This window comes from Treponema medium, from assembly GCF_017161265.1.
In the GTDB taxonomy this organism is placed as follows: Bacteria; Spirochaetota; Spirochaetia; order Treponematales; family Treponemataceae; genus Treponema; species Treponema medium.
Genome location: NZ_CP031393.1, coordinates 842713 through 866657 on the forward strand (window position 1 = coordinate 842713; position 23945 = coordinate 866657).

Below are 23945 nucleotides of genomic sequence, written 5' to 3' on the forward strand. Positions count from 1 at the left end.
ATACTATAGCGGCAATGAACAGCTGTTTTCCACTCCATTCAGTCAAAACCTATCCAAAAAGCCGTGAAAATTTTGTTTTACCAGCTATCGAATTGGTATGTGTCTTGACATATAAAGTAATACAATTTAGTATTACTTTATGGAATGGGACGAAACAAAAAACGAACTGAATATCCGTAAGCACGGCATATCGTTTGCTGAAGCTTCAGAGATTTTCAATGATCCGAATCTCATTGAGTTTTTTGACCACGCTCATTCGACTACAGAAGAAGCAAGATATATATGTTATGGCGTTACTTCAAAATATCTTGTCTTAGCGGTTGTGTATACGGACAGAAATGGAACAATACGATTGATTTCTGCGCGAAAAGCGAATAATAAAGAGCGAGGTGTTTATTATGACAGACTTAGAACAATTTATAGCAACTTGTGAAGCTCACGCGGTTCCTGACAGCGAAATCGATTTTTCCGATATTCCGGAACTAACCGATGAACAAATAGCACAAATGAAACCCAGCCATCTTGTCAATAAAAATATGTGGAAACCCCAAAAAAAAGTGTTAAGCATTAGAATTGATGCGGATCTACTGGAGTCACTCAAAGCAAGCGGTAAAGGATGGCAAACGAGATTAAACGACTGGATTAGAAACGGCGTCAGTTCTCATTATTTTTAATTATAAATTATAAATTATCCTGCCGGTATTCCCGCGGAGAATATCCGAATGTATTCTTAAAAGCGGAGGAAAACTTATTCGGGTTTTCGTATCCAATTAGGGAGGCAATTTCCGTAATCGATTTTTCTGTAGTGTGTAATAGCTGCGCCGCTTTTTGCATTTTGTATTCTTTTTGAAAAGCATAAATCGGTTTTCCATATACCGCCTTAAAACAGTCTTTCATTACCGTTAAACCGATGCCGTATTTTTGCGACAAATCTTTTAACCGCGGATTTTCGCTCCAGTGTTCCGTAATATCAGCTTTAATCGCTTTTATCTTTTTTATATATACTCCTGAAAAACAGGTGTGTGCCGCAGACTGCTTTTGCGGTTTATAGTGCTGCAATAAAAACAACAGCTCTAAAACTTTCAGCCGCAGGTAGCCGTTTGTTGTATCAGAGGGAAAGCGGCACTCTTGAGATGCTTCATATAATTCATTGAATATACGGAGCAGCATTGGCGGTGTTTTAATAACCGCGCATTTATTGTCGGGACAATAGTTTTGCAGTAATGCCGGTAGGTCAATGGATATGCCTTCGATAGTATTCTGAAAAATCATACCTGTCTTTTTGACATCGATAATGATTGTACAGCCGGTGTAATATCCTAACGGGAAATAAGGCTTTTCCGTTTGAGCTTCCAAAACACCGATGGCAAAATCACCTTCCCCGATATATGTAAAGTAACCGCTTTTATATTCGCATTCAAACCTGCCTGATTTGCAATAGGCTATTTCCAGAATATTCGACACCGGCTCTTTTCGGTAATCACATGAGGCCGCTTCAAAAGTTGTAAGTGCATAATCAACTCCTGAGAATAAATGAAAGGTTTTCATACGCCCGTTCGGTGTATCGCAGTTGATAGCATATTCCGTTATCAAATTGGTATTAGATACAATAGCGGCGCGTGTCCCGTGCCATTCGTTTGCGTGTACACAAGAGTTCATATTAAGGTTCTTTAAAATTGAACAAAGTGTCAACTTTGGAAGTTGTTCAATTAGTACGCGATAGCGTACATACAATCTGCGATGTTTGCGTAAGCAAACTCGACGTGTTTTTAGACAATGCCAACTGCATTGTCTAAAATAAGCCTTCGCTTTTTTTTAAGAGTATATACAATCTCTATATATGTCAATGAAAAAACAATTTAAAAAAAACTTTAGTCTTGCAATCTAAAACCGTTTCCAGTATAATTTGTAATCTTGCTTATAGACAGTTTTTGAAAATTGATATTTTTAGTTGCTGTTTTTTTTTGACGTAAAAATCTTATAGAAATGAGGTAAAAGAATTATGAGTAGTGATATTTCAAAAATGAGAAATATCGGTATCAGTGCGCACATCGATTCGGGAAAAACAACCCTTTCAGAGCGTATCTTGTTTTATTGCGACCGTATTCATAGCATTCATGAGGTACGCGGAAAAGACGGTGTCGGCGCCGTTATGGATAACATGGAATTGGAACGGGAGCGCGGTATCACAATTCAGTCCGCATCGACACAGGTAAAATGGAAAGATCATACCATTAATGTTATCGACACTCCCGGACACGTTGACTTTACCATCGAGGTTGAACGTTCATTGCGCGTCTTGGACGGCGCTATTTTGGTACTTTGTTCCGTTGCCGGTGTACAATCTCAGTCTATCACCGTTGACCGCCAGCTTAAACGCTACCATGTTCCGCGAATTGCTTTTGTCAACAAGTGCGACAGAACCGGTGCCAATCCGTTGAAGGTACGGATGCAGCTGCGCGAAAAGCTCGGCCTGAACGCCTATATGATGCAGCTCCCGATCGGTCTGGAAGATAAGCTTGAAGGCGTTGTCGACCTCGTAACGATGAAGGCGCTGTACTTTGAAGGGGACAGCGGCACCGAACTCCGCGTTGCCGAAATCCCCGCGCATCTTCTTGACGATGCAAAAAAATACCGTGAAGAAATGATAGATGCGGCTTCGATGTTCTCCGATGAGCTTGCAGAAGCCTTCCTCGAAGGCGCCGAAACGGAAGAGATGATCCGTGCGGCGGTACGTGTCGGAACGTTAAAAGAAGCCTTTGTACCGGTATTCCTCGGTTCGGCCTATAAAAACAAAGGTATCCAGCCCTTACTCGACGCCGTTACCTACTACTTACCCAATCCGACGGAAATTACCAATAAAGCGCTCGATTTGGATAAAAACGAAGAGCCGGTTGTACTGAGTACCAACCCCGATGATCCGGTTGTATCGCTCGGCTTTAAGCTGGAGGATGGAAAATACGGTCAGCTGACGTATGTGCGTATCTATCAGGGAACGCTGAAAAAAGGCGGCGAACTGTACAATACCCGCTCACGCAAAAAGTTCAAGGTTGGACGTCTTGTCCGCATGAACTCTGCCGAAATGGAAGATATTTCCGAAGGCGGCCCGGGAGACATCGTTGCGCTCTTCGGTATCGAATGCGCATCGGGTGACACGTTCTGCGGCGGAGACCTCAACTATGCAATGAGCTCCATGTACGTTCCCGATCCGGTTATTTCGCTGTCGGTGACCCCCAAGGATAAAAAATCCGCCGACCAGATGGGCAAGGCGTTAAACCGCTTTACCAAAGAAGACCCCACATTCCGCACGTATGTAGACCCCGAATCGAACGAAACGATTATTCAGGGTATGGGCGAACTCCATTTGGACGTATATATCGAACGGATGCGCCGCGAATACAAGTGCGACGTAGAAACCGGTATGCCGCAGGTTGCGTACCGTGAAGCGATCAGCCAGCGTGCAGACTTTAACTACACCCATAAAAAGCAGACGGGCGGTTCCGGTCAGTTCGGCCGTGTTGCAGGCTTTATCGAGCCGACCTCCGAACAAGACTACGAGTTTGTCGATCAAATTAAAGGCGGCGCCATTCCTTCGGAATTTATTCCGTCTTGCGATAAGGGCTTTAGAGCGGCCGTTAAGAAGGGCACGCTTATCGGCTTCCCGATTGTCGGCGTGCGGATTACCATCAACGACGGACAAACACACCCGGTCGACTCTTCCGATATGGCATTCCAAGCTGCAGCTATCGGCGCCTTCCGCGAAGCGTACAAAAAAGCCAATCCGATTGTACTCGAACCGATCATGAAGGTTTCAATCGAAGGTCCGCAGGAATTTCAAGGAAATATCTTTGGACTTATCAACCAACGTCGTGGTATAATACTTTCGTCCACTGAAGATGAGCAGTTTACCCGCGTCGATGCGGAAGTCCCGTTAAGCGAAATGTTCGGTTTTTCAACCATTTTGCGCTCTTCAACGCAGGGTAAAGCGGAATACTCAATGGAATTTGCAAAGTACGGCAAGGCTCCTCAGAGTGTTACGGAAACTCTCATTAAAGCGTACGAAGAAAAACGCAAAGCGGAACAACAAAAATAGGAGGCGGGAAATGGTTAAAGAGGATTTAATCGAACGCAGCGCTGTTCGTAATTTTGAAAAAGCGCTCGGCGGAGCGTTACAGCCGGGGGAAATCGGTATTGTAACGGCTAAAAAAGGCGTTGGAAAAACTTCCATGCTGGTTCAGCTCGGATTGGATCAGCTGCTGCAAGGTAAACCGATTGTACATATCTCGTTCAGTCAGCAAACCGACTATGCCATTACATGGTACAACAATATGTTCGACGAAACAGCCGAGAAAAAACACCTTGAAAAAGCGGCTGAATTAAAATCCGAGGTTATCGCACGGCGTATCGTCTTAAATTTTAATCAAGATATTGTGCGTACTACCCAGATTATCAAAACCGTAAAGGCACTGTTTGAAGTAGGTTCAAAACCTTCCGCACTGATGATCGACGATTTTGATTTTTCTAAAGCGGTTCCCGAAGCGCTTCAACAGATAAAAGCTTTTGCAAAAGAAACCGGTATGTCTATCTGGTATTCAGCTTCCGCTGACGCACGCGAAAAAGTCATTCATCCTGACTTAAAACCGTATGCAAATGATTTTGACGTTATCCTGTATTTGGAACCGACGCCGGATGCCATTAAAATACACGCGTTAAAAGCTCGCGGTAAAGCAGACTTTGATACCGGCTGTAAACTTGACACCAAAACGATGCTTTTAGCGGAAAAATAATTCTCCTTATAGTCGCTAAGCACATCGAGGCTATAAAGGCTATCGAAAAAGCCCTGTCGATTATATCGGCAGGGCTTTTTTTATGCGGTGACCATTTGAACCAACGGTTCAACTCCGGTTGAGCAGCCTCTCTTCTGCTGCGGGGTTGTTAAAAAATATCTGATGCGTTTACCCTGTCTATTTTTGTTTTTCTCTTGACTTTTGAGGGGGGGGGGGGGGTATAATGGAAGAAAAGTTCTAAACATGAATCAATTCCATAGTTTGGGACACCTTAACGAAAGAGGAGGGCAAAAATGCCGAATACGACAAAACGTCCGGCGGGAAAGAATCATCCTGCGGATATCCAAAATGCCAATAAAGGAACTAACGGAACCAATATTACGTATGATAAAAATCAAGGTAATCGCGGCGCTCAGTTGAATCCGAATCATGCGCCTAATAACAACGGACAGAGTAAGTAGGAGATATTGATAATGAATACTATAAAAAAATACATCTCCGTTATAAGCGCCGTTTTATTACTCTGCGCCGCTATTGGATGTAAGGGGCCTGTTAATAATCCTAAGCAAACACCAACACCAACACCAACACCAACACCAACACCAACACCAACACCAACACCTACACCTACACCTACACCTACACCTACACCTACGCCTACACCTACACCTACACCTACGCCTACACCTACTCCGACGCCTACACCTACTGCAAACGGGGCGTATGCGCCGACGGATGTAAAGGTTGAACTTAATAGTAATACAGTGAATGGAATAACTATTTCGTGGACAAGTACCGGCGCAAAAACCTACAGGGTTTATTATAACACAAGCAACGATTCAGCTACGGCAAAAGTTTTGACCGATTATACGTTTTCATCATCACAGTACTCCACCACATTATCGACGACAGGGACGTACTATTTTTGGGTAAGGGCCGCCGACGATTTTACATCATCAAGCAGTTTGAGCAGTTTTAGTAATGTTGCCTCATTATCGTTTACGTATACGGACATGCAAGTACCGTCTAACGTACAAATAGAGCTTTCAACATCAAAGCTCAATACGGTTACAGTGAGCTGGACTACAACCGGAGCAAAATACTATCGGGTTTATTATGGGACAACCAATGATACGGCATCTGCCATATTATTAAGCGACACGGTTTTATCACCAAGTTATTCTAAGACTTTTTCGGCTTCCGGTACATATTATTTCTGGGTGAAAAGCGCCAACGGATTTCTTGCTACGAGTGCCGCAAGTGATTTTAGCTCTGTCGTGAGTTATAATTTTGTTCACCAAAATTTACCGGTACCGGCAAACCTTACCGCTGCAAAAGATGGCGCCGGAGAATATTCGGGAATAAAGCTTACGTGGGATTCCACCGGAAGCGCTTATTATCATGTATACTGGGGAACGGCGGATGATATATCGGCTGCAACAGTGCTTGATAGATTTGTGTTAACCAACTCTACGCGAGTGTATGCAAAGCACAACCATCTCGTTTCCGGTACGACGTATTATTTCTGGGTAAAAAGCGCCGACGGTTATAACACCGATGATAATACAAGCGCCTTTAGCGCTGTTGCTTCATATACGTGGACGGAATAAGGCCTTAGGTAGCCTGTTCCGAAACGGAAGTCTCGGAACAGGTTTACTCTGCATCCTCCGGTTGAGCGGGATTTTCCGGTTGCGGAACCGATACAGGTGCTGCGGCTCCCTGCGTTTCCGGCGTTTGTTCGGAGGGCGCTTGATCGGAGGATGAAGGAACCGTAGACGGAGCAGCTCCGGCATTTGTGTTTGAACCGGAAACAGGCTGCACCGGCCGTACTGAAACGGGTTCCTGCGGAGCCGAACCGAGCGCGAGGCGTATTGTTTCGTATTCGTTCTTATGTCTCATCTTTAAGTATAAAATTTTACTTCCTGCATTATAGGCATAGCCGGAGGAGTTATACATTTCAAAACGGGCATCGCTCCTGAACGGAATACCATACATCTCAATCCGATAGAAAGACCGAATACCATGCAAGGTAAGATAGTGAGATTGTCCTTCGGGAAAGCGAATCCGCAATACTAAGGTTTTTGAAGTGTTTTCCAGAACCTCGATGTTCTGCGCACAAGTCCACGCCCAAATACCGGCTTCCGCCTGCAACGCGAGCGACTGTGCATGAGGATACCAACTGTTATCCGGCTTTAGCAAAGGATAGAGCATTCCGGCATCCAGCATACCACTGTCATCGGCCGTAATTACCAGCTGTGTCGATTTGCTGCCGGTTACGGTAAACCCTACGGGCAACCCGGCCGATTCTCCTGAGTATCTTAATAAAGAAGTTACCAGCATCCGGGCAACGGACTGCCATACCGAAGATTGCTCTGTTCCGTATCGCATCAATATCCGTGCGGAAGCTAAAGCGGCAACGCTGTCGATATACGTACCGTCATTACTCAAGTACAACCCTTCATCGATCAACAGCAGAGCGTCGGTAATTTTTTTCTCACATAACGGCAGCAAATCTTCAAACAATGTCTTTTGTTCAGGATAGTAATGCGTACAGTCGAGCCATATTTCCAACACGCCCGCAGCCTGCCGTGCATTAAGCTGCGCAGCATCCAGCTTTCCTATCAAGCGGAATAAACCTTCTATGCTGCGCCTAGAGCCGCGATCGGTTAAAAACGGTATTAAGCTGTCTTGTTCAAAAATTTCAAGCGAATTATCCGTGATAAGGGCAGCATATAACTCTCTTTTTTTTGTATCGTCAGCCGCTAAGCCTACATGGGTTTCCTGCACATTATTGTAAAAAGGATTTGAAAGATATGTTCGAACGTTTCGTGCCAGCGTTTGAGCAGGGGCAGTTTCCATCGCTCCGGCAAATTTGCCGCGCTGTCCCATTTCGGCAATATATGCCGTCAACGTTTTCTCCGTTATCCGTTTAGCTGAAAGCGCCTGCGTACCCGCGTGGATGACAGCTGATGAAAAAGTGTTCAGCGCTGCCGTATATGATTCCGCAGAAGCCTGCACCATCGATGGGATAGTTGTGATATCGAGCTCTTCAAGCGGTAAATAAGTTTTGTAAGAGGCAATCGGCTGTGTCTTTGCGAGTACCAGATGAGGCCCTTCCAATTGTGCCGCCGTATTTTCCCCATCCGTGTCAAACCCGAAGCTGCCGGTAAACGTGTATTGTTTTTTACCGGAACGCACAAAAATCTTGCCGTCGGCACGCTCTATACCGGCATTTTGAGTAATCTTCCACGGAAGCAATACTCTTTTTATTCCTTCGGGAAGCACGGCTTCAACCAAGAGGCTATCAACTTCACCCCGTTTTTCTGAAAAAAATGAAATAACCACATCATCAGAACAGTGTACCGAAAAACGCGCTTCCGTTTCATAAAATTGGTAAGATAGTATACGCAAAGGAGAAATCGTGTCCGCTGCATCTACGGCATAGACGGGATTTTGTTCGCTAATATATAAATCAAGCCCATTCGAGACGACATGAAGGGGTAAAAGAGGGAGCGTTTCACCCGCTTCGGTGCGCTCCTGTCTGCCTGTAACGGCCATAGAGCCTAAGGTTAAAGAAAAAGTTTGTCCTTTGGTAAACTGAAGAACAAAAATACCGAAAATAACACTACAATAAAGAACGGTATACGCAATTACTCTGCCGACAATATGCTTCATAGGCTGTTAGTCTAATAAAAGGGGATAATAATTGCAATCCTTCCCTTTGCAAATATACGATGCATCTGCGTTGTCGCATCATTAAAAGTGTACACGGATGTACAACTGTTTAACATAACCGCTAGACCAGATTGAAAAACTTGGGTAGACTAGCGGGGTTATGCAAAAGCGAAAGTCTTTGAGCAGTTCCTTTAGTTTTAGTTAATCACCGTTCCGTAGGAGTTTTCATGAAACATTTGTATAGAAGTATTTCAAAAAAAGCCGTATGTATCTGTCTTGTAATCGGTACGCTTTCCTGCTTGAGCGCACAGAGCGCAAAGCCTCATACACAGTCTAACCGGCAAGTATCCAAAAAGCCCGCAGCCGCCGGCACTACGGCAAAAGCCTCTGAAGAAATTCCTCCGCGAGTTATATTCGGACAGCAGCTCAACACATTATTAAATGAACAAAAAGGGGATGAAGCTATTGCGCTCTTTGAAACACTGCCTGAAGAGGACAGAGATTCTCTTTCCATACGGAATTTAAAGGTAGCGGTATTGGTTTCAACCGGCCGGATAAAGGATGCGGAGGAGACAGCAAAAGCTCTGGAAAAACAATATCCCAACGACCTCAATGTACTGTATACGATGACCATGGTTGCGCAGGCAAAAAACGACAAAAAAATGCGGAAAACTTATTTAAAAAAGATATTAAAACTCGATCCCGATAACGTACAGGCATTACAGGAAGAAGGCGTCGATTTTTACAATCAAGGCAGCTACAAAGAAGCAGGAGAAACATTCAGCAAAATTTTAAAAAAGCATCCGGATAACATTCAAGCATTGATTTGGTGCGGTAAGGTATATTATTTGGATAATAAGATGCCGGAGGCAGAGCAATGCTACCGTACAGCCTTGAAATATCAACCGAAGAATAGCCTTGCAATTGCCGAATTAGCGCGGATAAAATCAGAAACAAACCGCATGGCGGAAGCAATTGAGGATATACAAAAAGCAATTGAGTTGGAGCCTGATGCTGCTCCCCACTGGACAGACCTCGGTTCTTATAATCTGCAAATAGGAAGGAGAGAAGAAGCGCTTGCCGCATTTAACCGCGCCATCGAGCTTGTTCCCGATTCATATTTTATCCATATTTATCTTGCAGGCTTAAACGATGACCTCGGCAATAAAGAGGATGCGATAAAACATTATAAAAAAGTAACTGAACTCTACCCGCAATATTATTTTGCGTATGAAGGTCTCGGTATTTTACTGTTTGAAAAAAAAGATTGGGAAAACTCCCGCAGAGCCTTTGTGAATGCACTGCGTTATGCTCCAACAAACATCTATTACGCATTATCCGCAACGGTATGCAGCTATAAGATGAAGAAAAAAGCTGAGGCAAAAGATTTTATGTCAAAATATCTTAAAACGATAGACCGCACAAAGCGCGAAACCGATTACTATCTTTGCCGTCTCTTTATCGACTTTGCCGGTGATAGCGATGTCAACAACCGAATCACAAAAGTAAAAGACGAAACGGAACGCTTGCGCAAGTTCTTTTATTTAGCCGAATTCTACCGGCTTGCCGGAAAAGGACATCTTGCCGAAAAATTTCTACTCGAAATTAAGACCACACCAACCCCGACTTTTTTTGAATACCGGCTTGCGGTAAGCGAGCTTGCCCCTGATGGGGATAAAACTGCTCAAAAATAGGATACCCCTATGAATCAAACATTGAAACGTATTACCTTAAATGATAAAGAAATCATCTTGCTTGGAACGGCGCATATTTCAAAAGAAAGCATCGATGATGTTGAACAGTGCATTCACGACGAACAGCCTGACTGTGTGTGCGTTGAATTGGATGAACAGCGATACAAAGCGCTTACCGATGAAAAGCAATGGCAGGAACTTGATATTGTCGCAGTACTGAAAAGCGGAAAAGGCTTTTTACTGCTTGCTAATTTAGTGCTTGCTGCTTTTCAGAAACGGATCGGCGCCGATGTCGGGGTTAAGCCGGGGGATGAAATGAAGGCTGCCATTACCGCCGCGAAAGAACTTTCGATTAAAACCGAGCTTGTCGACCGGCCGATTCACATCACGCTCAAACGGGCATGGGCAAAGAACAATCTGTGGGGCAAATCGAAGCTTTTGGCAACGCTGCTCAGCAGCGCTTTTTCCACCGAAAAACTCAGCGCGGACGAGATTGAAGCGCTGAAAGACAAAAGCGAAATGGACAGCATGATGGCGGAAATGGCGGAATATTTGCCGCAGGTAAAAGAAGCCCTCATCGACGAGCGCGACCGATATTTAGCGACAAAAATATGGAATGCGGCAGGAAAGAAAACCGTTGCGGTTCTAGGGGCGGGACACCTTGAAGGTACCGCCGCCTACATTGAAAAACTGCAAAACGGAACAGCGCCGAACGATGTAAGCGATATTGCGGATGTACCGCCGAAAAGCGGTTTTGCAAAAATTTCCGGCTGGATACTCCCAGCGCTGATTGTACTGCTTATCGCAGCGGGATTTATGAAAGGCGGCGTCGCAGTATCGAGCGCTTTACTGGTGCGCTGGCTGCTCTGGAACGGAAGCCTTGCCGCATTCGGCACCTTGCTTGCACTTGGTCACCCGTTAAGCATCATCACCGGCTTTTTAGGCGCGCCCCTCGCAACGCTGAACCCGTTTATCGGCGTCGGCTTATTTACCGGTATTGTTCAAGCATGGGTGCGAAAACCGCAGGTCGCCGATATGGAAAACCTGACCACCGATGTAACGAGCATCAAAGGATGGTATAAAAATAAAATAGCGCACATTCTGTTGATCTTCTTTTTATCCAGCCTCGGCGGAGCAATCGGAAACTTTATCGCAGTGCCTGCACTGGTAAGCGGCTTATTATAAGGAAGCGTCCGGTACGATTGCCGTGGAGAGAATAATCAGAGCAACCGCATGGGACATCTTAAGCGGTTGCCTTCCTTGTTGTGCGAAATTTTATCTAAAATTTCGCAGCTTATTTTAAAAAGAGGATAATTGTACCGGACAAAAAAAACAGACGGCGCAGAAAACTAAAGATTAGGCAAGCATTTGAACCGCGAAGAGGTTCAACTCTGCTTGAATAGTCTTTAGTTTTCTGCGGGGTATCTAGCAAAGTGTCCGATACGATTACCGTGGAGGAAATGATGGAATCAATTCAAAGCAGGCTTTTGTCGATGCAAGATACGGCATATCGGGATTTTAATGCGAAACTCATCCCCACCGTTGACCCAAAACTCATGATTGGAATACGGACGCCTCTTTTACGAAAATTGGCGAAAGACCTGTTTAAGACGGAACCGAAGCAGGCTGCCGCTTTTATGCAAATCCTTCCGCATCGGTATTTTGAAGAAAACAATCTCCACGCATTCCTCATCGAAAATATCAAAGATTTTGACACCGCTATAACCGAAACGGAACGGTTTTTGCCGTTTATCGACAACTGGGCGACGTGCGATACCTTTGCACCGCCGCTCTTTAAAAAACATCCAGATGAGATATATCAAAAAATTTTGATCTGGATTCGATCACCCCGCACTTATACCGTCCGGTACGCCATCAATCTCTTGTTGGCAAATTACCTTGATGAGCTGTTTAAGCCGGAAATGCTCGACCTTGTTGCCTCTGTAAAATCGGACGAGTATTACATCAATATGATGATTGCGTGGTATTTCAGTTTTGCACTGATTAAACAGTACGATGCCGCGCTCCCTTATATCAAAAAGCAAACGCTTGCTCCCTTTACCCACAACAAAACCATTCAAAAAGCGATAGAGAGCCGCCGGATTTCCTCGGAAATAAAAGACTACCTGCGGACGCTGAAAGTGTAAGAGAAGGGCGGCTATACAGTCCATCGATAAGTGAACAATGAGAACATATCGATGGTATATTCTTGGTTAGTGATACATTCTCAATATCAAAGAATTCGTATATAATAATTGAATATGAATAACATTGGCTTAACCTATATTGATGCGGTTTTTTCACTTAGTTTTGAACGCCCATTCTCATTTTTGACAGCGCCCTCATTTGTATTTAGGAGTATTTTAGGAAGTCAGCTCCATTCTATTGCTTGTATTGCCCGCCAAAATACCTGTAAAACATGTCAATTTAATCGCTCATGTATCTATGCGGTTATTTTTGAAACAATCCTTGATAAAAACACTGCATTCCTAGCAGGAAGAGATAAAGGCTCTCATCCGTTCCGTATTCAAACTGATACGCCTTTTCAAATACGTACGCCGATGACGGAATTGAGACTGACAATACAGTTGTACGGATTTGCTATTCAGTATTTGCCGTATATTTTTTATGCAATCCAACAAGCAGGAAAGCAGGGGCTTTTTAAAGATAGAACGCGGTATAGGGTTTCAAGCGTAAAAGCTGCCGGGCAAGAGCTTTTGCAAGCTGATGAGAATTTACATACGGTATATGCCCCAAGCAGTGTAAGCTATGACTATAAGGGCAAAGCTGAAGAAACAGCTGCCGTTGTACCGGTTCATAAGACGATACACCTCTGTAGTCCGCTCCGGTTTAAGACCGGCGGAAAGTATACCCTGTCTTTTTCCGCTCAAGATTTTCTCTTGTGCATCCACCGCAGGCTTGTTACCTTGTGCAGTTTATATGGAAGTTATACACCTGCGGCATACACCCCTTCTGCTGATGTGCGTATCACCGCTAAAAAGCTTTCATGGCTCGACTATCAATATCACTCCCATCGGCAAGAAAAAATCATCAGTATGGGCGGCGCTACCGGTTCGTTTACACTAACCGGAAATATCACCGCATACGAGCAGTTTTTACTTAGCTTTGCAGACATTTTCGGTGCAGGAAAGAATACCAACTTTGGGTTGGGGGATGTACGGAGTGAAAAAGCCGGAGAAGATATTACGCTAAAAAGATAAAACGTCGATGGTGGCATATCTATAGTCTTGTGATATGTTGGCAATTCTATTCTTTTAAAAGTTTTGTACGGTCTACAATCGTGATCTTAAAGTTTTTTGCACGGTTTAAAATTGAAGTTTTTGTAATAGTACTCATGGTATATAAAAAACAACAAGCTGAAAGCCCAAAATTCGACCGCAATGCTTGAATTTTATATATTGTATTGTTCAGAATATCAGCTTGTTCTTTTTCATCAATAAAACTTTTGCATTCTATTATATTTAAACGATTCCAATCATCAATAAATACAACATCTAATTCATTATCTGTATTTTGTATTTTAATCTTAATATTTAGACTGATTTTATCATCTCTTAAATTTTTATTTTTTTGTATTGTTTGATACACATATTCTTCAAACCACCCACCGGTAAGATAACGCAGATTTCCGTATGTAAATTCAGCAGAGTTAAAACCGAATGCTTCTGCAATCTCACAAAATTCATTGATCGTTATGGAAGAAGATTCTTGTTGAGTTATTATATCTTCATTTCCTGCGGTAAGGTATTTCTGGTCTAATGAGCGTATATCCATCGGTCTTTTTTCAATCTTGCGCTTAAAAGATTTCGTATTTTGGAGCTGAATAAGCTTCTGGCAGGTTATAAAATATTTTTCTATTGTATTTACTGCACTCAGATTCTCTTCCCACGGTTTTTGACATTCATTATGGAATTGTGCTTCAATTCCATAAGCAGTAAAATATTCATGCAAGTGTATCGGTATAAAAATAGGATAAATCGTATCCACAGGATGAAGTTCAGCGATGGCATTTTTTTCTATCGGCTGATATACAATCCGGGTATGTTCTTTTTGTTCAAAATAAGCATACACTGCTAAGGCCATGATTTTAGTTCCGCCGGTTATATCCACTATTGTGTGATGATACCGAATACCGTTATCAAGGATAGCCTTCAGTTTGTTCTGGATATACGTCATATTAAATTCATCTATTTTAATAGTAGTAAAATGTTGAAACTGTTCTATCGCAGCACCCAATGCTTTTTTTATACAGACAGATTTATGTTTCTCAGCGCTTTCCATTTTTTCGGTTGAAAGACAAATAATATCTATTGCCGCTTCGGTATATTGTTGCAAACACCATTTTAAAAAGATGATATTGGGAATTGTTTGCTCACTTACCAGGGTGATAGCACAGATTTTGAAGTCCACTGTTAGATTTGCCCCCCTCTGCATTCGCTGTACGTACACTTACACCATCCAAGCGGTACATACTCGCCATCGTAATCGAAAACAGTACGGGTTGTACCGCTTTCTCTCAATTTACCACCTTTCATCGGGACTTTCGGCTGTCTAAAGACTTCTTCAAATGTCACAAATTCAATTTGGCTCCAGCGTCCAACCCTAACAATAAAAGAACCCTTCGTAGAGGATGCGGCATCCAGTTGAGTTCTCAACTTTACAATAATATCCGTACCGGAAGCAGCATTTTTATAAAAATTTTTATATTCACTATCAAATTCATCCCAGAAAAAGGTATTGCACGCAGCGGCAATATCTACCATTGAAATAGCTTTATTGAAACGAAAGCCTTTATTTTTTTTACCTTCATTTTCTGCAATAGAAGCTCTTTGCAAACCTTCATCAATAATAAGATGGGTATGAGCTTTTGCGCTGCCGCCGATCAGCGTACCGCGAAGAACTTCCGCTTGAAGCTGTAATTGCAGAGGAATAAGCTCATTATTACTTGCCGAAATATTTTTTAGTAAGCCGACAAGCTGCGTGTTCTTCGGTTCAAATACAGTGTCTTCGATCAATACGCTTCGGAATGGATCATTTTTAGGATCATTAAAGCGAAGCAGGCGGTGTTGAAGGACTGATTCAAACTTGGCTTTATTTTTTTCTGATTCGAAAAGTTTTTCTTGTTCATTAAAATCTTTTTCAGCCAAGCCATTTAAAAGGTCATTTAATACCGCTGTTCTGATTGCGCCTTTTAACGAACTGCCCGGAATAACCGGCTGTTTGGAACCAGCCGGGCGGTACATTTGTAATACCTCAGCAGCATTTTCAAGCGGATCCTTATTTTTATTGCGGGTATATGCTTGCGAAAAACCGGCAGTTACATCACACGGATAGTCAATATCACTGGATTTAGTAAGATTAGTATGAAAGAAGTCCCGTAGCGCTTTCATATTCCGATTGTCGCTTGCCGTATAAAACGCACTAAGATCACTGCCTTCAGAAATCAGTCGGTTCAAAATTTTATCGGAAGAAAACTTAAGATACATCTCTTTTTTATTTTTGAGCGCCACTACGGTATAATCGATGGGGGTTAATTTTTCACCGGTTCCAATGTGCACACCGGTTAGCGGTTCTATTTCGATGGTATATATTTTTTTCGGCATCAATGCGCTCCTCTTAGGCAATGGAATCAGTAATAGGAATAACCGGGGCAAAGGCTGCTTGACAAATACGGGGATCAGTATGCACGTTCTGCAGTAAAGCTCCGATATACTGAATCGGTGTAGCAGAGGTAAACACCGCTCCTTCATCGTACAGCAGCACTGTCTTTTTGTAAGGACTCAGTGAAGATGCAAAAGCGCCGCCGATTTTACCGGTACGTAAAAAGAGTTCTGCACACAGTTCTGTAATACCGGCTGCATCCGGCACCACAAAGGGGGCAAGCGCCATATATCGGCTGCTGTTGGTATGAGGCTTCACCGATTCAAGAGTGCCGCTCAGTGATATTTTCCCCTTCCCAATAGAAGCGTCCGCTCCATATCCGTTTTCAAATGCCCATGTTAACAGTTGTGTGAGCCGCTCAGGTGAAAAAGATGAAAGAATATACATATCAAAGAACGAATGCGATGCCCATAGTTCGGTTGCTGTGTAGAGATTTCCTTCCATAACGGTACTACTGTAGCGGTCGATGCTATTATGCATACGTGTATCGCTGGTAAAATACGGCTGCTTGACCGTATGAGACTCCGGCTTGGATGCTCCAGCCATAAGCGGATGTGTGGTACCGGAAAGATATTCAGAGGCAACAGCATACCGTTGTTTTTTTTGCTTTTTTATATCCGCATACTTTGTCAGTGAAAGCATTTCCGTCCGCTTCCGCGGTGCAGGATAGGGTTTGCACAAGTACCCCGCGGGAAATGCTGATGAGACAATAAGATTCGGCGCTCGTTTTGCTTCTTCCAAAAAAGCCGTTATAGCCTGCTCCCCCTCATGCACCGCGATTCCCCAGGCGATATGCCCCCATATTGTGTCGCCTTTAAGACTGGTAACCAAAGAAGACTCAAGCCTTAGTGTCTGTTTATACAGCTCCATCGCACGATCCCTTAGTTTTTACGGCTATCCGCATAGATATCAACGCTATTTCCGCTTTCGTCTTGCAGTTCAGCAAATACGATTCTGCCGTTACCGCGAGAACCGCCTCCGCCAAGATAATCGTTTTCCAACAGCTGTAAGCCCTTGCATACGACTGTTTTAAAATACTCTTCATCTCGTTTTCCGCTATCGCCGTCGTCAATAACTCGATAGACCAGCTCAAACCGGAATCGGATACCCGGGACTACCCGTTCAATCGGGCGAGGATTAGCTGCTGCAGTAATACGGTTCAAACTATTTTCACTTTTTTCTTCGATAATCGGCTTACCGTTTTTGAATTTTTCTGCATCGTCTTCATGCAGCACTGCATCACGGACAATTAAGCGGGTCGGACCGCGCTTTTTTGCATCGTCATTATTTTTTTTGCTATTTGCACTTCCAAATACGCGGCATATCTCACAGGTAGACGAACCGCAACTACAAGGTTTTCCATCATTCGGCGTTACTTTATTAAACTGCCATTCGAGCAGCGCCCGCATTTTTCCCTTTAATGATGAACCGGGAATATACGGCTCACGTGTCATTGGATTTCTGATAATCGGGTTATCCATCCCCCCTATTTCAACCTTATCGTTGCCGGCGCCAATATGTAGACCGGTTTTTACAATGATTAATCCTGTCAATTTTTTTTGCGCAATCTGTTTCATCAGTCAATCTCCTTCCTAGTTTTTAGGGGCGTTTTCATAATAGAAACCGCAAACCGCTTCGAATAATGAAATAAATACGCGGTAGTCCTGCTCATCGTGTATTAAATCGATGCAATCACTGATAAAGGATGCGAAGTTTTTATAATAGTCCTCAACATATTTTCCCTTGTCTTTCACTGCACGGGCAACAGCATAGCGTATTTTTGACTTCATCATTTTGATATACGGCAGTTCTTTTTCCCAATTTTTTTCATCTGCATCCAATAACTGTTCAAACCGTTTTGCTTCGTCATACATACGGCGTAATTGTGTATATGATACGCCATCTTTTTTATTACCAAAAGAAACTGCTATTTTCTCAGCCACAGCGTCAAATAAATCAGACCGAATCACTTTATCAGCAGTGTTGTTATCCGCAGTTTTATAAAATGTTTTGATAGAGACCTTTTCCGGAATAGGATCAATCGGTTTATTCTTATCATATTGATTTGGATAGGCTCCATAACCTTTTGCCATATATTATACTCCTTCTTCAGTAGATTTTCTGTTTGCATACAACGCATAGCTTGCCGCTATCCGTGCTTTTAATATCGAATCGGCAGTACCGAATGATAAAAAGAGATTTTTGAGTGTAGCGTTTTCATCCTTAATGGTGCGGGCAACGGTATAGCGAAAGTTACTCCGCCAAACCATTTCGCGGACATTGCCGTTCCGCACTTGTTTTTCCCGATTTGCAAAACCGATGAGTTTATACACAGGAGCTGTACCAAGTTTCTCATCATTCATGTATTGTGCCAGCTGTTCTCCATAACCGAGATAGGTATGGAAGTCTTCCCATGAAACGGAAGTATCAAAAACGGTAACGGCATTTTTCGTTACAAGACCAACCTGTACTGCCCGATCGCCGTTAAAGTCTTTTGATAATTCCAGCTGTTCTTCCGCTGTTTCGGCAATATTCCGTACAGGTAGCGAAGGGAAAGCCAATACCAGTCCTCCTGAAAGGGTAACGGAGGGATTATTATTCGTAAGTTTTTGCAGCTCCTGCCGGAAATCGTAGGCAAAATGTAAAACAACATCCCATGCACCGAGTACACAGAGGTCATCACCGCCTGAAAAGACGGTATAAATTTTATTGTTATAATAAGGATGTTGTTCGACGAAATACGCATAGTAGGTAGAGAAAAAATAATGCAAGATACGGCTCATTTCCGCATAGCGGGCAAGCGACATACGTGCTCCAAGCGATGAGGTAAAAACCAGACCGAGATTATCAATGTCAGCTTTAAACATTGCAAGCTTCCGATTCCCGGCGGAATCTTTCACGATATCCTCAAACATTTTAATCGTACCGTCTTTTTCTTTTGGTGCGGTATACGGTAAGTTGATACGGGGTAAGCCAGCCTGAAATTTATTGATAATATACGTTACACTCTGCGCATCGGTATTACGCTGCTGTTTTTCGTGTGACACTTCAACTAATTGTTCAAATGATGCCATATCTTTTAATCGGTCACTATGAAAAACAACCCCGCCGGTTTTTACTAAGCGTTCCCCGATCTTTTTTAAGCTATCACAGTGCTTACATATTGGTCTATCACCGTCAAGACCGGATGCAGGATGCACACCGCAAAAAGCACATTCACCGTTTTTCTGTAGATCATCATACAGGGAACTCAGCACAGCCCCATGTTTTGTGAGCGCTTTTTGCATTTTACGCTGTTTGCACTCTTCGGCATTGTAGCCTACTTCGTTAATACTGCGGAGGATATGCTCCTTATCTATATCCAATGCTGAAAGTTCAACCCCATTTGAAAGAATAAAAAACAGCTTACCGGCAAATTCTTTTAAAAAATAGGTTTCCAAATGTTCTTGTAATGCTTCGATATGCCTCAGCGTTTTATCGGTGTTATGCACTAATAACAGGAATTTTCCGCCCGCAGTCGTGATGATATTAGCACTTGTCAATGCAAAATCTTCTATTATATAGTCTGCACATACTTCGCTCAGCGCCCAAAGCTGAAAACTGCGTGCACGTAACAGTTTTGCATTATTTTTTGGTATTTGTAAATCGAAAATATATTTTTGAATACCGGACATATCGCCATTGATAAGCCGAAATTTTTTAGCAGCGGTATCATAAAGAGCATTTTCAGTGCAGGCTCCGGTTTCAGTATGATAGCGATAGAGCGCTGCAGCAAAGGCAGCCGTCAATTTTGCATGCTGAAAAAGGCTAATATCTTGTTCATCCTGATCCGAGGCTGGAATACACCACCAGTATTGTTCTAACAGAGACACAAGTGCCGGTAAAAACTGCCGAAATGACAGTCCTTTTAGCTTTTTAAAATCGGCACGGAATTGTGTCCAGTGTTGTTTATATTCTTCCTGAGTAGCTTTCGCTGATGTTGATGGTAAGATTGCAGCTTCTTCTAATGGCTGCAGCCTATTAAAGGCTTTCACCGGTGCCCCTTTTTCGCTCAGATGCAAAGTAGTAAGGATATTAATCAATGGAACAGCCCGTTCCTCACCTCGATGGGATTGCTGTTTTGAAACAGCTTCCGGATTTATTTTGGAATCAGACAGTCCCAAACTTAATCGGCAGCTGTACGCAATCAGCTGCTGAGTAAATGCGAGAGATGTATCTTCCGGTACAGTCTGTTGTGATGCTAATGTAATAACCACACCGGCATCCAATTCCGGCGGTAAACAATCCTGTATTGCTCCTAAAAGCTCTACCGATCCGGCATTATACAACCATGCAGCTAATACTACTTCTTTAAACTGATCGCTCATATATTTCATTAACCCTTTCTTTCCATTATGGAGCCGATTCTCTAAGCTGTCAAGAAAAACTATCGCAACATATTTCACACTATAACATCATACACGAGTCCTGCATTGGATCACTTGAACCTGCCAAGCCGCAGATTTTCCGTTTTCCCCTATCACAGGCACAGATGGGGAGAATCAGAATCGTATCATCATCACGGATAATAGCGTTGAGCCGTTTTTCTAGTTGAGCCATCGTATCTGCTGTTATATGCGCTTCAAATATTGACTTTTGCAACCGCCACGCATAGGATGAGATACACTTTGCAACACGAGCTAAACGGCGAGGATGGCGAATATCATACGCAATAAGCCAGTAGCGTTCTTCTTGCATATTAGAGCATGAAATACGGGATTTCCAACGGACACGGGGGTTTTCCCAATACCTTTATCCCTTGTACACAAGTGTGGCATACCGGATAAATATGAAGACTGTCGCATTCCGGATCGATAAGCGCAGAGAGCTGGTCAAACACATCGTCTAAGTGGGCAGGAACAAGCTCACAAGAAAAGAGAGAGTGCTGTATACGGGTACCGATATTTTCGAGCAGCTGTGCCGTTTTAGTGCGTGCATCGGTATCACTAATATCGTACGCAATATAGTAGATCATTTGAAATAGTACGGTGTATACGGCTGCTGACCGTTCAGCATATTTTTGTATACGGTAATTTGCTTAAAAATCAGTTCGTTATACGATATTCTTTTTTTCTTACCTCCTGAAAAAGCGAGCTTATTCATCTTTTCTTGAAAAGCAGCAATGACTTTTTTTAATCCCTCTTCTGTAAGGAGCACCGCTTCGGTAATCTTTTGCTCACTTTGTTCTAATTCACAGGGGTAATCGGAGCTATCGGGAGAAAAGTCAGCACATTCAAAATCTTCCGGTTTGAGCATACCGAGATTAAATAGTGCACAACAGAGCGTATCTGCAATAGCTGTCCGTAATTCTTCCACAAGGTCGAACGCCAATGCAGCTGCTCCGTATGCATTGGCATGCAGTGTTCCCACCATCGGATCCAGTCCTTGAGTTTCTAAAACAGTGTGTATTTTTGTTGTTAAAACAGTATACAGAAAACTTAATACAGCATTGACGTTGGATCGAGGCGGATTTTTAGTACGGTTTGGAAATTCTGCCCATAAAGGCTTAATATTATATCGAAATACACTGAAATACCACTTTGACGCATTTCCTTCAATACCGCGTAATGATTCAAGAGAGGTTATGGCTTCGGCTTTTTCGATAAGCTGTTTGATCCTTGTAATAGCCGTTTGTATTTCTGCATCTACTTCTGTTGTTTTTCTTTTAATACGCTGCATAAAAGACAGTTGATTTTTTATTTTACCGATAACAATCCCCTTTGCGACCTGCAGCGTTTGTGCCGGATTATCCATGAGCCGATATTGCTGTTGCCGCAAAAACACATTTTTGTTATTTGCATAGACAAGCCGCGCATTAAAATAGCCATTGGTAGAAATAAAACTCACCGGTATTCTATATTTCGAAAGCATCCTCAACGCATCGCCGCTTATCGAAACTTTACCGATGAGCATAAGCTGTTCCACCTTAAAAGGGAATAATACTTGTGTTGTGCCGTCCGGCTTGGAAAAGATGAGCGTTTCATCCCGTTTTCCGAGCTTTCCTACATTGGACAAAATATACACATCTGACATATATCTTTAGTATAGCACAGGCTATTGCTGCTGTCATTGAGTATTTTATTTGCATAGAGGCGACATTCCTTACGCTATTCCGCACCATAGTATAGCAATGAGCAAACATCTATATGGATACTTTGTGTGTATGTGTATTAACCTCCTCTATTTTCACACGGCTGGCGAAAAAACTCTTTAAACAATAATTTCTGTTTTTTCTGCTTGCCCTTTCTAAAGGAGGTGTGATAGAATAAAGACATAGGTTTTAACTGCTTTTTGACAAAATCGCAAACCTCTAAAAAGTGCCCAAAACCCGCTTTTTAGGGGTAGGTTTGCGAAAATATATAAGTCTTTATTATCACAATGATTACAGGATTCATTATGTCTATTTTTTCTATTTTTTTAGGGATCGCCCTCGTTTTACCAGAGGTTTTCGAAAACATCTTTTTAAGTCAATACCTCACCAATCCTTACCCCGCGCGCTCTCTAAAAATCAGACCTGCTTTAAGGGATTAAGACTAATATAACCCCCTATAGTGTTTGTCTTATAGCTATCTCTAAAAATCAGACCTGCTTTAAGGGATTAAGACTAGATATTGCTGCCAGAAGCTTTTTATAGATTCGCCTCACTCTAAAAATCAGACCTGCTTTAAGGGATTAAGACCATACGAAAATAAGGTTTGTTACATTTTGTCCTACTACTCTAAAAATCAGACCTGCTTTAAGGGATTAAGACAAATTTTATATTTCCTAATGTTCCTTTTGTTGAATAAACTCTAAAAATCAGACCTGCTTTAAGGGATTAAGACTTTTCGTCGCCGTTCAGCTTCTTGATGTGCTTTTTTTGCCTCTAAAAATCAGACCTGCTTTAAGGGATTAAGACAGGAATAACGCAGACGTCAACATCGTCATTGTTTAGAAAGGCTCTAAAAATCAGACCTGCTTTAAGGGATTAAGACCGATAAGATAGTTGCGAACTCCTCTTGAAAGATATCCTACTCTAAAAATCAGACCTGCTTTAAGGGATTAAGACAAAATTCGAAGACGGTTTTACCTTTCAACATTTTATCGCTCTAAAAATCAGACCTGCTTTAAGGGATTCTCTCAAGAGTGTACCTCCTTGTACACTCTTGAGGGCGAGTTTTTGCCAACGCAAAAACTCGCTGCTGCGTCGAACCACGCCCATCCGTGGGCGTTCTGAAACGGAGTTGCGCAAAAAGAATCACGGCTCAGCTTTTTTTAGAACAAACGACTGGAACCAAGGCGGGTTCCGCGTGGAACCAGCGGTGTCCGTGCCGCTACTGAAACGGAGCTGCGGAGAGGGAAAAGTTGGTAAGAAAAACTGGAAGGTTTGTCTTACATACAACAACATTCTGCTTTGAGGGGTAATTGTAAAGAGGGTATACAGGATATGCCCCCTCTTTACCCGTCATTTTTCTTTTTGGGGTTATAGGGGGCTTTTTCTTTTTATCGGAAAAAAAGAAAAAATCCCCTAACCTTCTTAGACCTGCTTTAAGGGATTAAGACAGCTCAAGGATGTACGTCCTTGTACATCCTTGAGCACGAGTTTTTGCGGGAGCAAAAACTCGCTGCTGCGTCGAACCACGCCCATCCGTGGGCGTTCTGAAACGGAGTTGCGCAAAAAGCATCACTACTCAGCTTTTTATTCAGAACCAAGTTTTGGAACTAAGGAGGGTTCTTAGGGAAGATTGCTGCGCCGGCTCGCAATTTACCTAAGTCGCCGTTTTTCTTTTTGGGGTTATAGGGGGACTTTTCTTTTTATCGAAAAAAAAGAAAATACCCCCTAAGTTTCTGACCTGCTTTAAGGGATTCTCTCAAGAGTGTACCTCCTTGTACACTCTTGAGGGCGAGTTTTTGCCAACGCAAAAACTCGCTACTGCGTAGAACCACGCCCGTCCATGGGCGTTCTGAAACAGAGTTGCGCAAAAAGCACCACGGCTCAACTTTTTATTCAGAACCAAGTTTTGGAACCAAGGCGGGTTCTGCGTGGAACCACACCTGTCCGTGCCGCTACTGAAACGGAGTTTGCGAA

General features: G+C 42.9%; 21 protein-coding genes and 1 CRISPR repeat array. Of the genes, 10 read left to right on the forward strand and 11 right to left on the reverse strand.

The features are described from left to right. The first annotated feature begins 139 nt into the window (after positions 1-139). The gene (locus tag DWB79_RS03810) at positions 140-433 is read left to right on the forward strand and encodes a BrnT family toxin (RefSeq protein ID WP_016522726.1); all 294 of its coding nucleotides are present in this window, start codon (positions 140-142) and stop codon (positions 431-433) included. After that, entirely contained in the window at positions 399-674 is a 276-nt protein-coding gene (locus tag DWB79_RS03815; RefSeq protein ID WP_016522727.1) for a BrnA antitoxin family protein, read from the forward strand. Before DWB79_RS03810 ends, DWB79_RS03815 begins: the two co-directional genes overlap by 35 nt. 7 nt (positions 675-681) lie before the next feature. On the opposite strand, the gene DWB79_RS03820 is transcribed toward DWB79_RS03815, so the two are convergent. Continuing rightward, positions 682-1659: a helix-turn-helix domain-containing protein gene (locus DWB79_RS03820; RefSeq protein WP_016522728.1), complete on the reverse strand. Its 978-nt coding sequence runs from the start codon at positions 1657-1659 to the stop codon at positions 682-684. 343 nt (positions 1660-2002) lie between these two features. On the opposite strand from DWB79_RS03820, the gene fusA reads away from it, so the two are divergent. The 4 genes from fusA to DWB79_RS03840 all read left to right on the forward strand — a co-directional run bounded on the left by fusA (position 2003) and on the right by DWB79_RS03840 (position 6397). After that, a complete protein-coding gene (fusA, locus tag DWB79_RS03825; protein ID WP_016522729.1) occupies positions 2003-4093 on the forward strand; it encodes an elongation factor G in 2091 nt (696 codons plus the stop codon). Between the two features lie 10 nt (positions 4094-4103). Next, positions 4104-4787: a hypothetical protein gene (locus DWB79_RS03830; protein ID WP_016522730.1), complete on the forward strand. Its 684-nt coding sequence runs from the start codon at positions 4104-4106 to the stop codon at positions 4785-4787. Between the two features lie 293 nt (positions 4788-5080). Next, entirely contained in the window at positions 5081-5248 is a 168-nt protein-coding gene (locus DWB79_RS03835) for a hypothetical protein (RefSeq protein WP_016522731.1), read from the forward strand. Between the two features lie 12 nt (positions 5249-5260). Beyond that, positions 5261-6397 carry a hypothetical protein gene (locus DWB79_RS03840; protein ID WP_206181051.1) on the forward strand — a complete coding sequence of 379 codons (1137 nt, stop codon included), beginning with the start codon at positions 5261-5263 and terminating at the stop codon, positions 6395-6397. A gap of 43 nt (positions 6398-6440) precedes the next feature. Here the strand turns inward: DWB79_RS03840 and DWB79_RS03845 are convergent, their stop codons facing one another. Next, positions 6441-8462, reverse strand: a complete 2022-nt coding sequence (locus DWB79_RS03845) for a hypothetical protein (RefSeq protein WP_016522733.1) — start codon at positions 8460-8462, stop codon at positions 6441-6443. Positions 8463-8689: 227 nt separating this feature from the next. Here DWB79_RS03845 and DWB79_RS03850 point away from each other — a divergent pair, with 227 nt between their 5' ends. From DWB79_RS03850 to cas6, 4 genes are all read left to right on the forward strand, one after another. Further along, a complete protein-coding gene (locus DWB79_RS03850; RefSeq protein ID WP_016522734.1) occupies positions 8690-10156 on the forward strand; it encodes a tetratricopeptide repeat protein in 1467 nt (488 codons plus the stop codon). A 9-nt stretch (positions 10157-10165) separates the two neighbouring features. Continuing rightward, a complete protein-coding gene (locus DWB79_RS03855) occupies positions 10166-11341 on the forward strand; it encodes a TraB/GumN family protein (protein ID WP_016522735.1) in 1176 nt (391 codons plus the stop codon). A gap of 266 nt (positions 11342-11607) precedes the next feature. Then, the gene (locus DWB79_RS03860) at positions 11608-12303 is read left to right on the forward strand and encodes a DNA alkylation repair protein (RefSeq protein WP_420825628.1); all 696 of its coding nucleotides are present in this window, start codon (positions 11608-11610) and stop codon (positions 12301-12303) included. A 114-nt stretch (positions 12304-12417) separates the two neighbouring features. Next, complete coding sequence (gene cas6, locus DWB79_RS03865; RefSeq protein WP_016522737.1) at positions 12418-13377, forward strand: CRISPR system precrRNA processing endoribonuclease RAMP protein Cas6; 960 nt, start codon at positions 12418-12420, stop codon at positions 13375-13377. A 46-nt stretch (positions 13378-13423) separates the two neighbouring features. On the opposite strand, the gene DWB79_RS03870 is transcribed toward cas6, so the two are convergent. Genes DWB79_RS03870 through cas1 form a run of 9 tightly spaced genes read right to left on the reverse strand, consistent with a single transcriptional unit; the run spans position 13424 to position 21910 of the window. Continuing rightward, positions 13424-14587: a Card1-like endonuclease domain-containing protein gene (locus DWB79_RS03870; protein WP_040859016.1), complete on the reverse strand. Its 1164-nt coding sequence runs from the start codon at positions 14585-14587 to the stop codon at positions 13424-13426. Positions 14588-14589: 2 nt separating this feature from the next. Further along, complete coding sequence (gene csm5, locus DWB79_RS03875; protein WP_016522739.1) at positions 14590-15780, reverse strand: type III-A CRISPR-associated RAMP protein Csm5; 1191 nt, start codon at positions 15778-15780, stop codon at positions 14590-14592. A gap of 13 nt (positions 15781-15793) precedes the next feature. Beyond that, on the reverse strand, positions 15794-16708 hold the full coding sequence (gene csm4 / locus DWB79_RS03880; RefSeq protein ID WP_016522740.1) for a type III-A CRISPR-associated RAMP protein Csm4: 915 nt from the start codon (positions 16706-16708) through the stop codon (positions 15794-15796). 11 nt (positions 16709-16719) lie between these two features. Next, positions 16720-17415 carry a type III-A CRISPR-associated RAMP protein Csm3 gene (csm3, locus tag DWB79_RS03885; RefSeq protein ID WP_016522741.1) on the reverse strand — a complete coding sequence of 232 codons (696 nt, stop codon included), beginning with the start codon at positions 17413-17415 and terminating at the stop codon, positions 16720-16722. 15 nt (positions 17416-17430) lie between these two features. Further along, positions 17431-17931 carry a type III-A CRISPR-associated protein Csm2 gene (gene csm2 / locus DWB79_RS03890; protein WP_016522742.1) on the reverse strand — a complete coding sequence of 167 codons (501 nt, stop codon included), beginning with the start codon at positions 17929-17931 and terminating at the stop codon, positions 17431-17433. A gap of 3 nt (positions 17932-17934) precedes the next feature. After that, entirely contained in the window at positions 17935-20283 is a 2349-nt protein-coding gene (gene cas10 / locus DWB79_RS03895; protein WP_156831496.1) for a type III-A CRISPR-associated protein Cas10/Csm1, read from the reverse strand. 1 nt (position 20284) lies between these two features. Next, positions 20285-20575, reverse strand: a complete 291-nt coding sequence (gene cas2 / locus DWB79_RS03900) for a CRISPR-associated endonuclease Cas2 (RefSeq protein ID WP_016522744.1) — start codon at positions 20573-20575, stop codon at positions 20285-20287. Position 20576: 1 nt separating this feature from the next. Beyond that, complete coding sequence (gene cas2 / locus DWB79_RS03905) at positions 20577-20852, reverse strand: CRISPR-associated endonuclease Cas2 (protein WP_016522745.1); 276 nt, start codon at positions 20850-20852, stop codon at positions 20577-20579. After that, positions 20849-21910 carry a CRISPR-associated endonuclease Cas1 gene (gene cas1 / locus DWB79_RS03910; RefSeq protein ID WP_016522746.1) on the reverse strand — a complete coding sequence of 354 codons (1062 nt, stop codon included), beginning with the start codon at positions 21908-21910 and terminating at the stop codon, positions 20849-20851. Before cas1 ends, cas2 (DWB79_RS03905) begins: the two co-directional genes overlap by 4 nt. Positions 21911-22376: 466 nt before the next feature. Next, positions 22377-22998: a CRISPR direct-repeat array (repeat unit 35 nt; unit sequence CTCTAAAAATCAGACCTGCTTTAAGGGATTAAGAC). Positions 22999-23945 lie beyond the last annotated feature (947 nt).

Excerpts from the sequence above, each read along its gene's own strand:
- DWB79_RS03810 (WP_016522726.1), top strand. The coding sequence starts at position 140 with ATGGAATGGGACGAAACAAAAAACGAACTGAATATCCGTAAGCACGGC.
- DWB79_RS03815 (WP_016522727.1), top strand. The coding sequence starts at position 399 with ATGACAGACTTAGAACAATTTATAGCAACTTGTGAAGCTCACGCGGTT.
- DWB79_RS03820 (WP_016522728.1), bottom strand. The coding sequence starts at position 1,659 with ATGAACTCTTGTGTACACGCAAACGAATGGCACGGGACACGCGCCGCT.
- fusA (WP_016522729.1), top strand. The coding sequence starts at position 2,003 with ATGAGTAGTGATATTTCAAAAATGAGAAATATCGGTATCAGTGCGCAC.
- DWB79_RS03830 (WP_016522730.1), top strand. The coding sequence starts at position 4,104 with ATGGTTAAAGAGGATTTAATCGAACGCAGCGCTGTTCGTAATTTTGAA.
- DWB79_RS03835 (WP_016522731.1), top strand. The coding sequence starts at position 5,081 with ATGCCGAATACGACAAAACGTCCGGCGGGAAAGAATCATCCTGCGGAT.
- DWB79_RS03840 (WP_206181051.1), top strand. The coding sequence starts at position 5,261 with ATGAATACTATAAAAAAATACATCTCCGTTATAAGCGCCGTTTTATTA.
- DWB79_RS03845 (WP_016522733.1), bottom strand. The coding sequence starts at position 8,462 with ATGAAGCATATTGTCGGCAGAGTAATTGCGTATACCGTTCTTTATTGT.
- DWB79_RS03850 (WP_016522734.1), top strand. The coding sequence starts at position 8,690 with ATGAAACATTTGTATAGAAGTATTTCAAAAAAAGCCGTATGTATCTGT.
- DWB79_RS03855 (WP_016522735.1), top strand. The coding sequence starts at position 10,166 with ATGAATCAAACATTGAAACGTATTACCTTAAATGATAAAGAAATCATC.
- cas6 (WP_016522737.1), top strand. The coding sequence starts at position 12,418 with ATGAATAACATTGGCTTAACCTATATTGATGCGGTTTTTTCACTTAGT.
- csm5 (WP_016522739.1), bottom strand. The coding sequence starts at position 15,780 with ATGCCGAAAAAAATATATACCATCGAAATAGAACCGCTAACCGGTGTG.
- csm4 (WP_016522740.1), bottom strand. The coding sequence starts at position 16,708 with ATGGAGCTGTATAAACAGACACTAAGGCTTGAGTCTTCTTTGGTTACC.
- csm3 (WP_016522741.1), bottom strand. The coding sequence starts at position 17,415 with ATGAAACAGATTGCGCAAAAAAAATTGACAGGATTAATCATTGTAAAA.
- csm2 (WP_016522742.1), bottom strand. The coding sequence starts at position 17,931 with ATGGCAAAAGGTTATGGAGCCTATCCAAATCAATATGATAAGAATAAA.
- cas2 (WP_016522744.1), bottom strand. The coding sequence starts at position 20,575 with ATGCAAGAAGAACGCTACTGGCTTATTGCGTATGATATTCGCCATCCT.
- cas2 (WP_016522745.1), bottom strand. The coding sequence starts at position 20,852 with ATGATCTACTATATTGCGTACGATATTAGTGATACCGATGCACGCACT.
- cas1 (WP_016522746.1), bottom strand. The coding sequence starts at position 21,910 with ATGTCAGATGTGTATATTTTGTCCAATGTAGGAAAGCTCGGAAAACGG.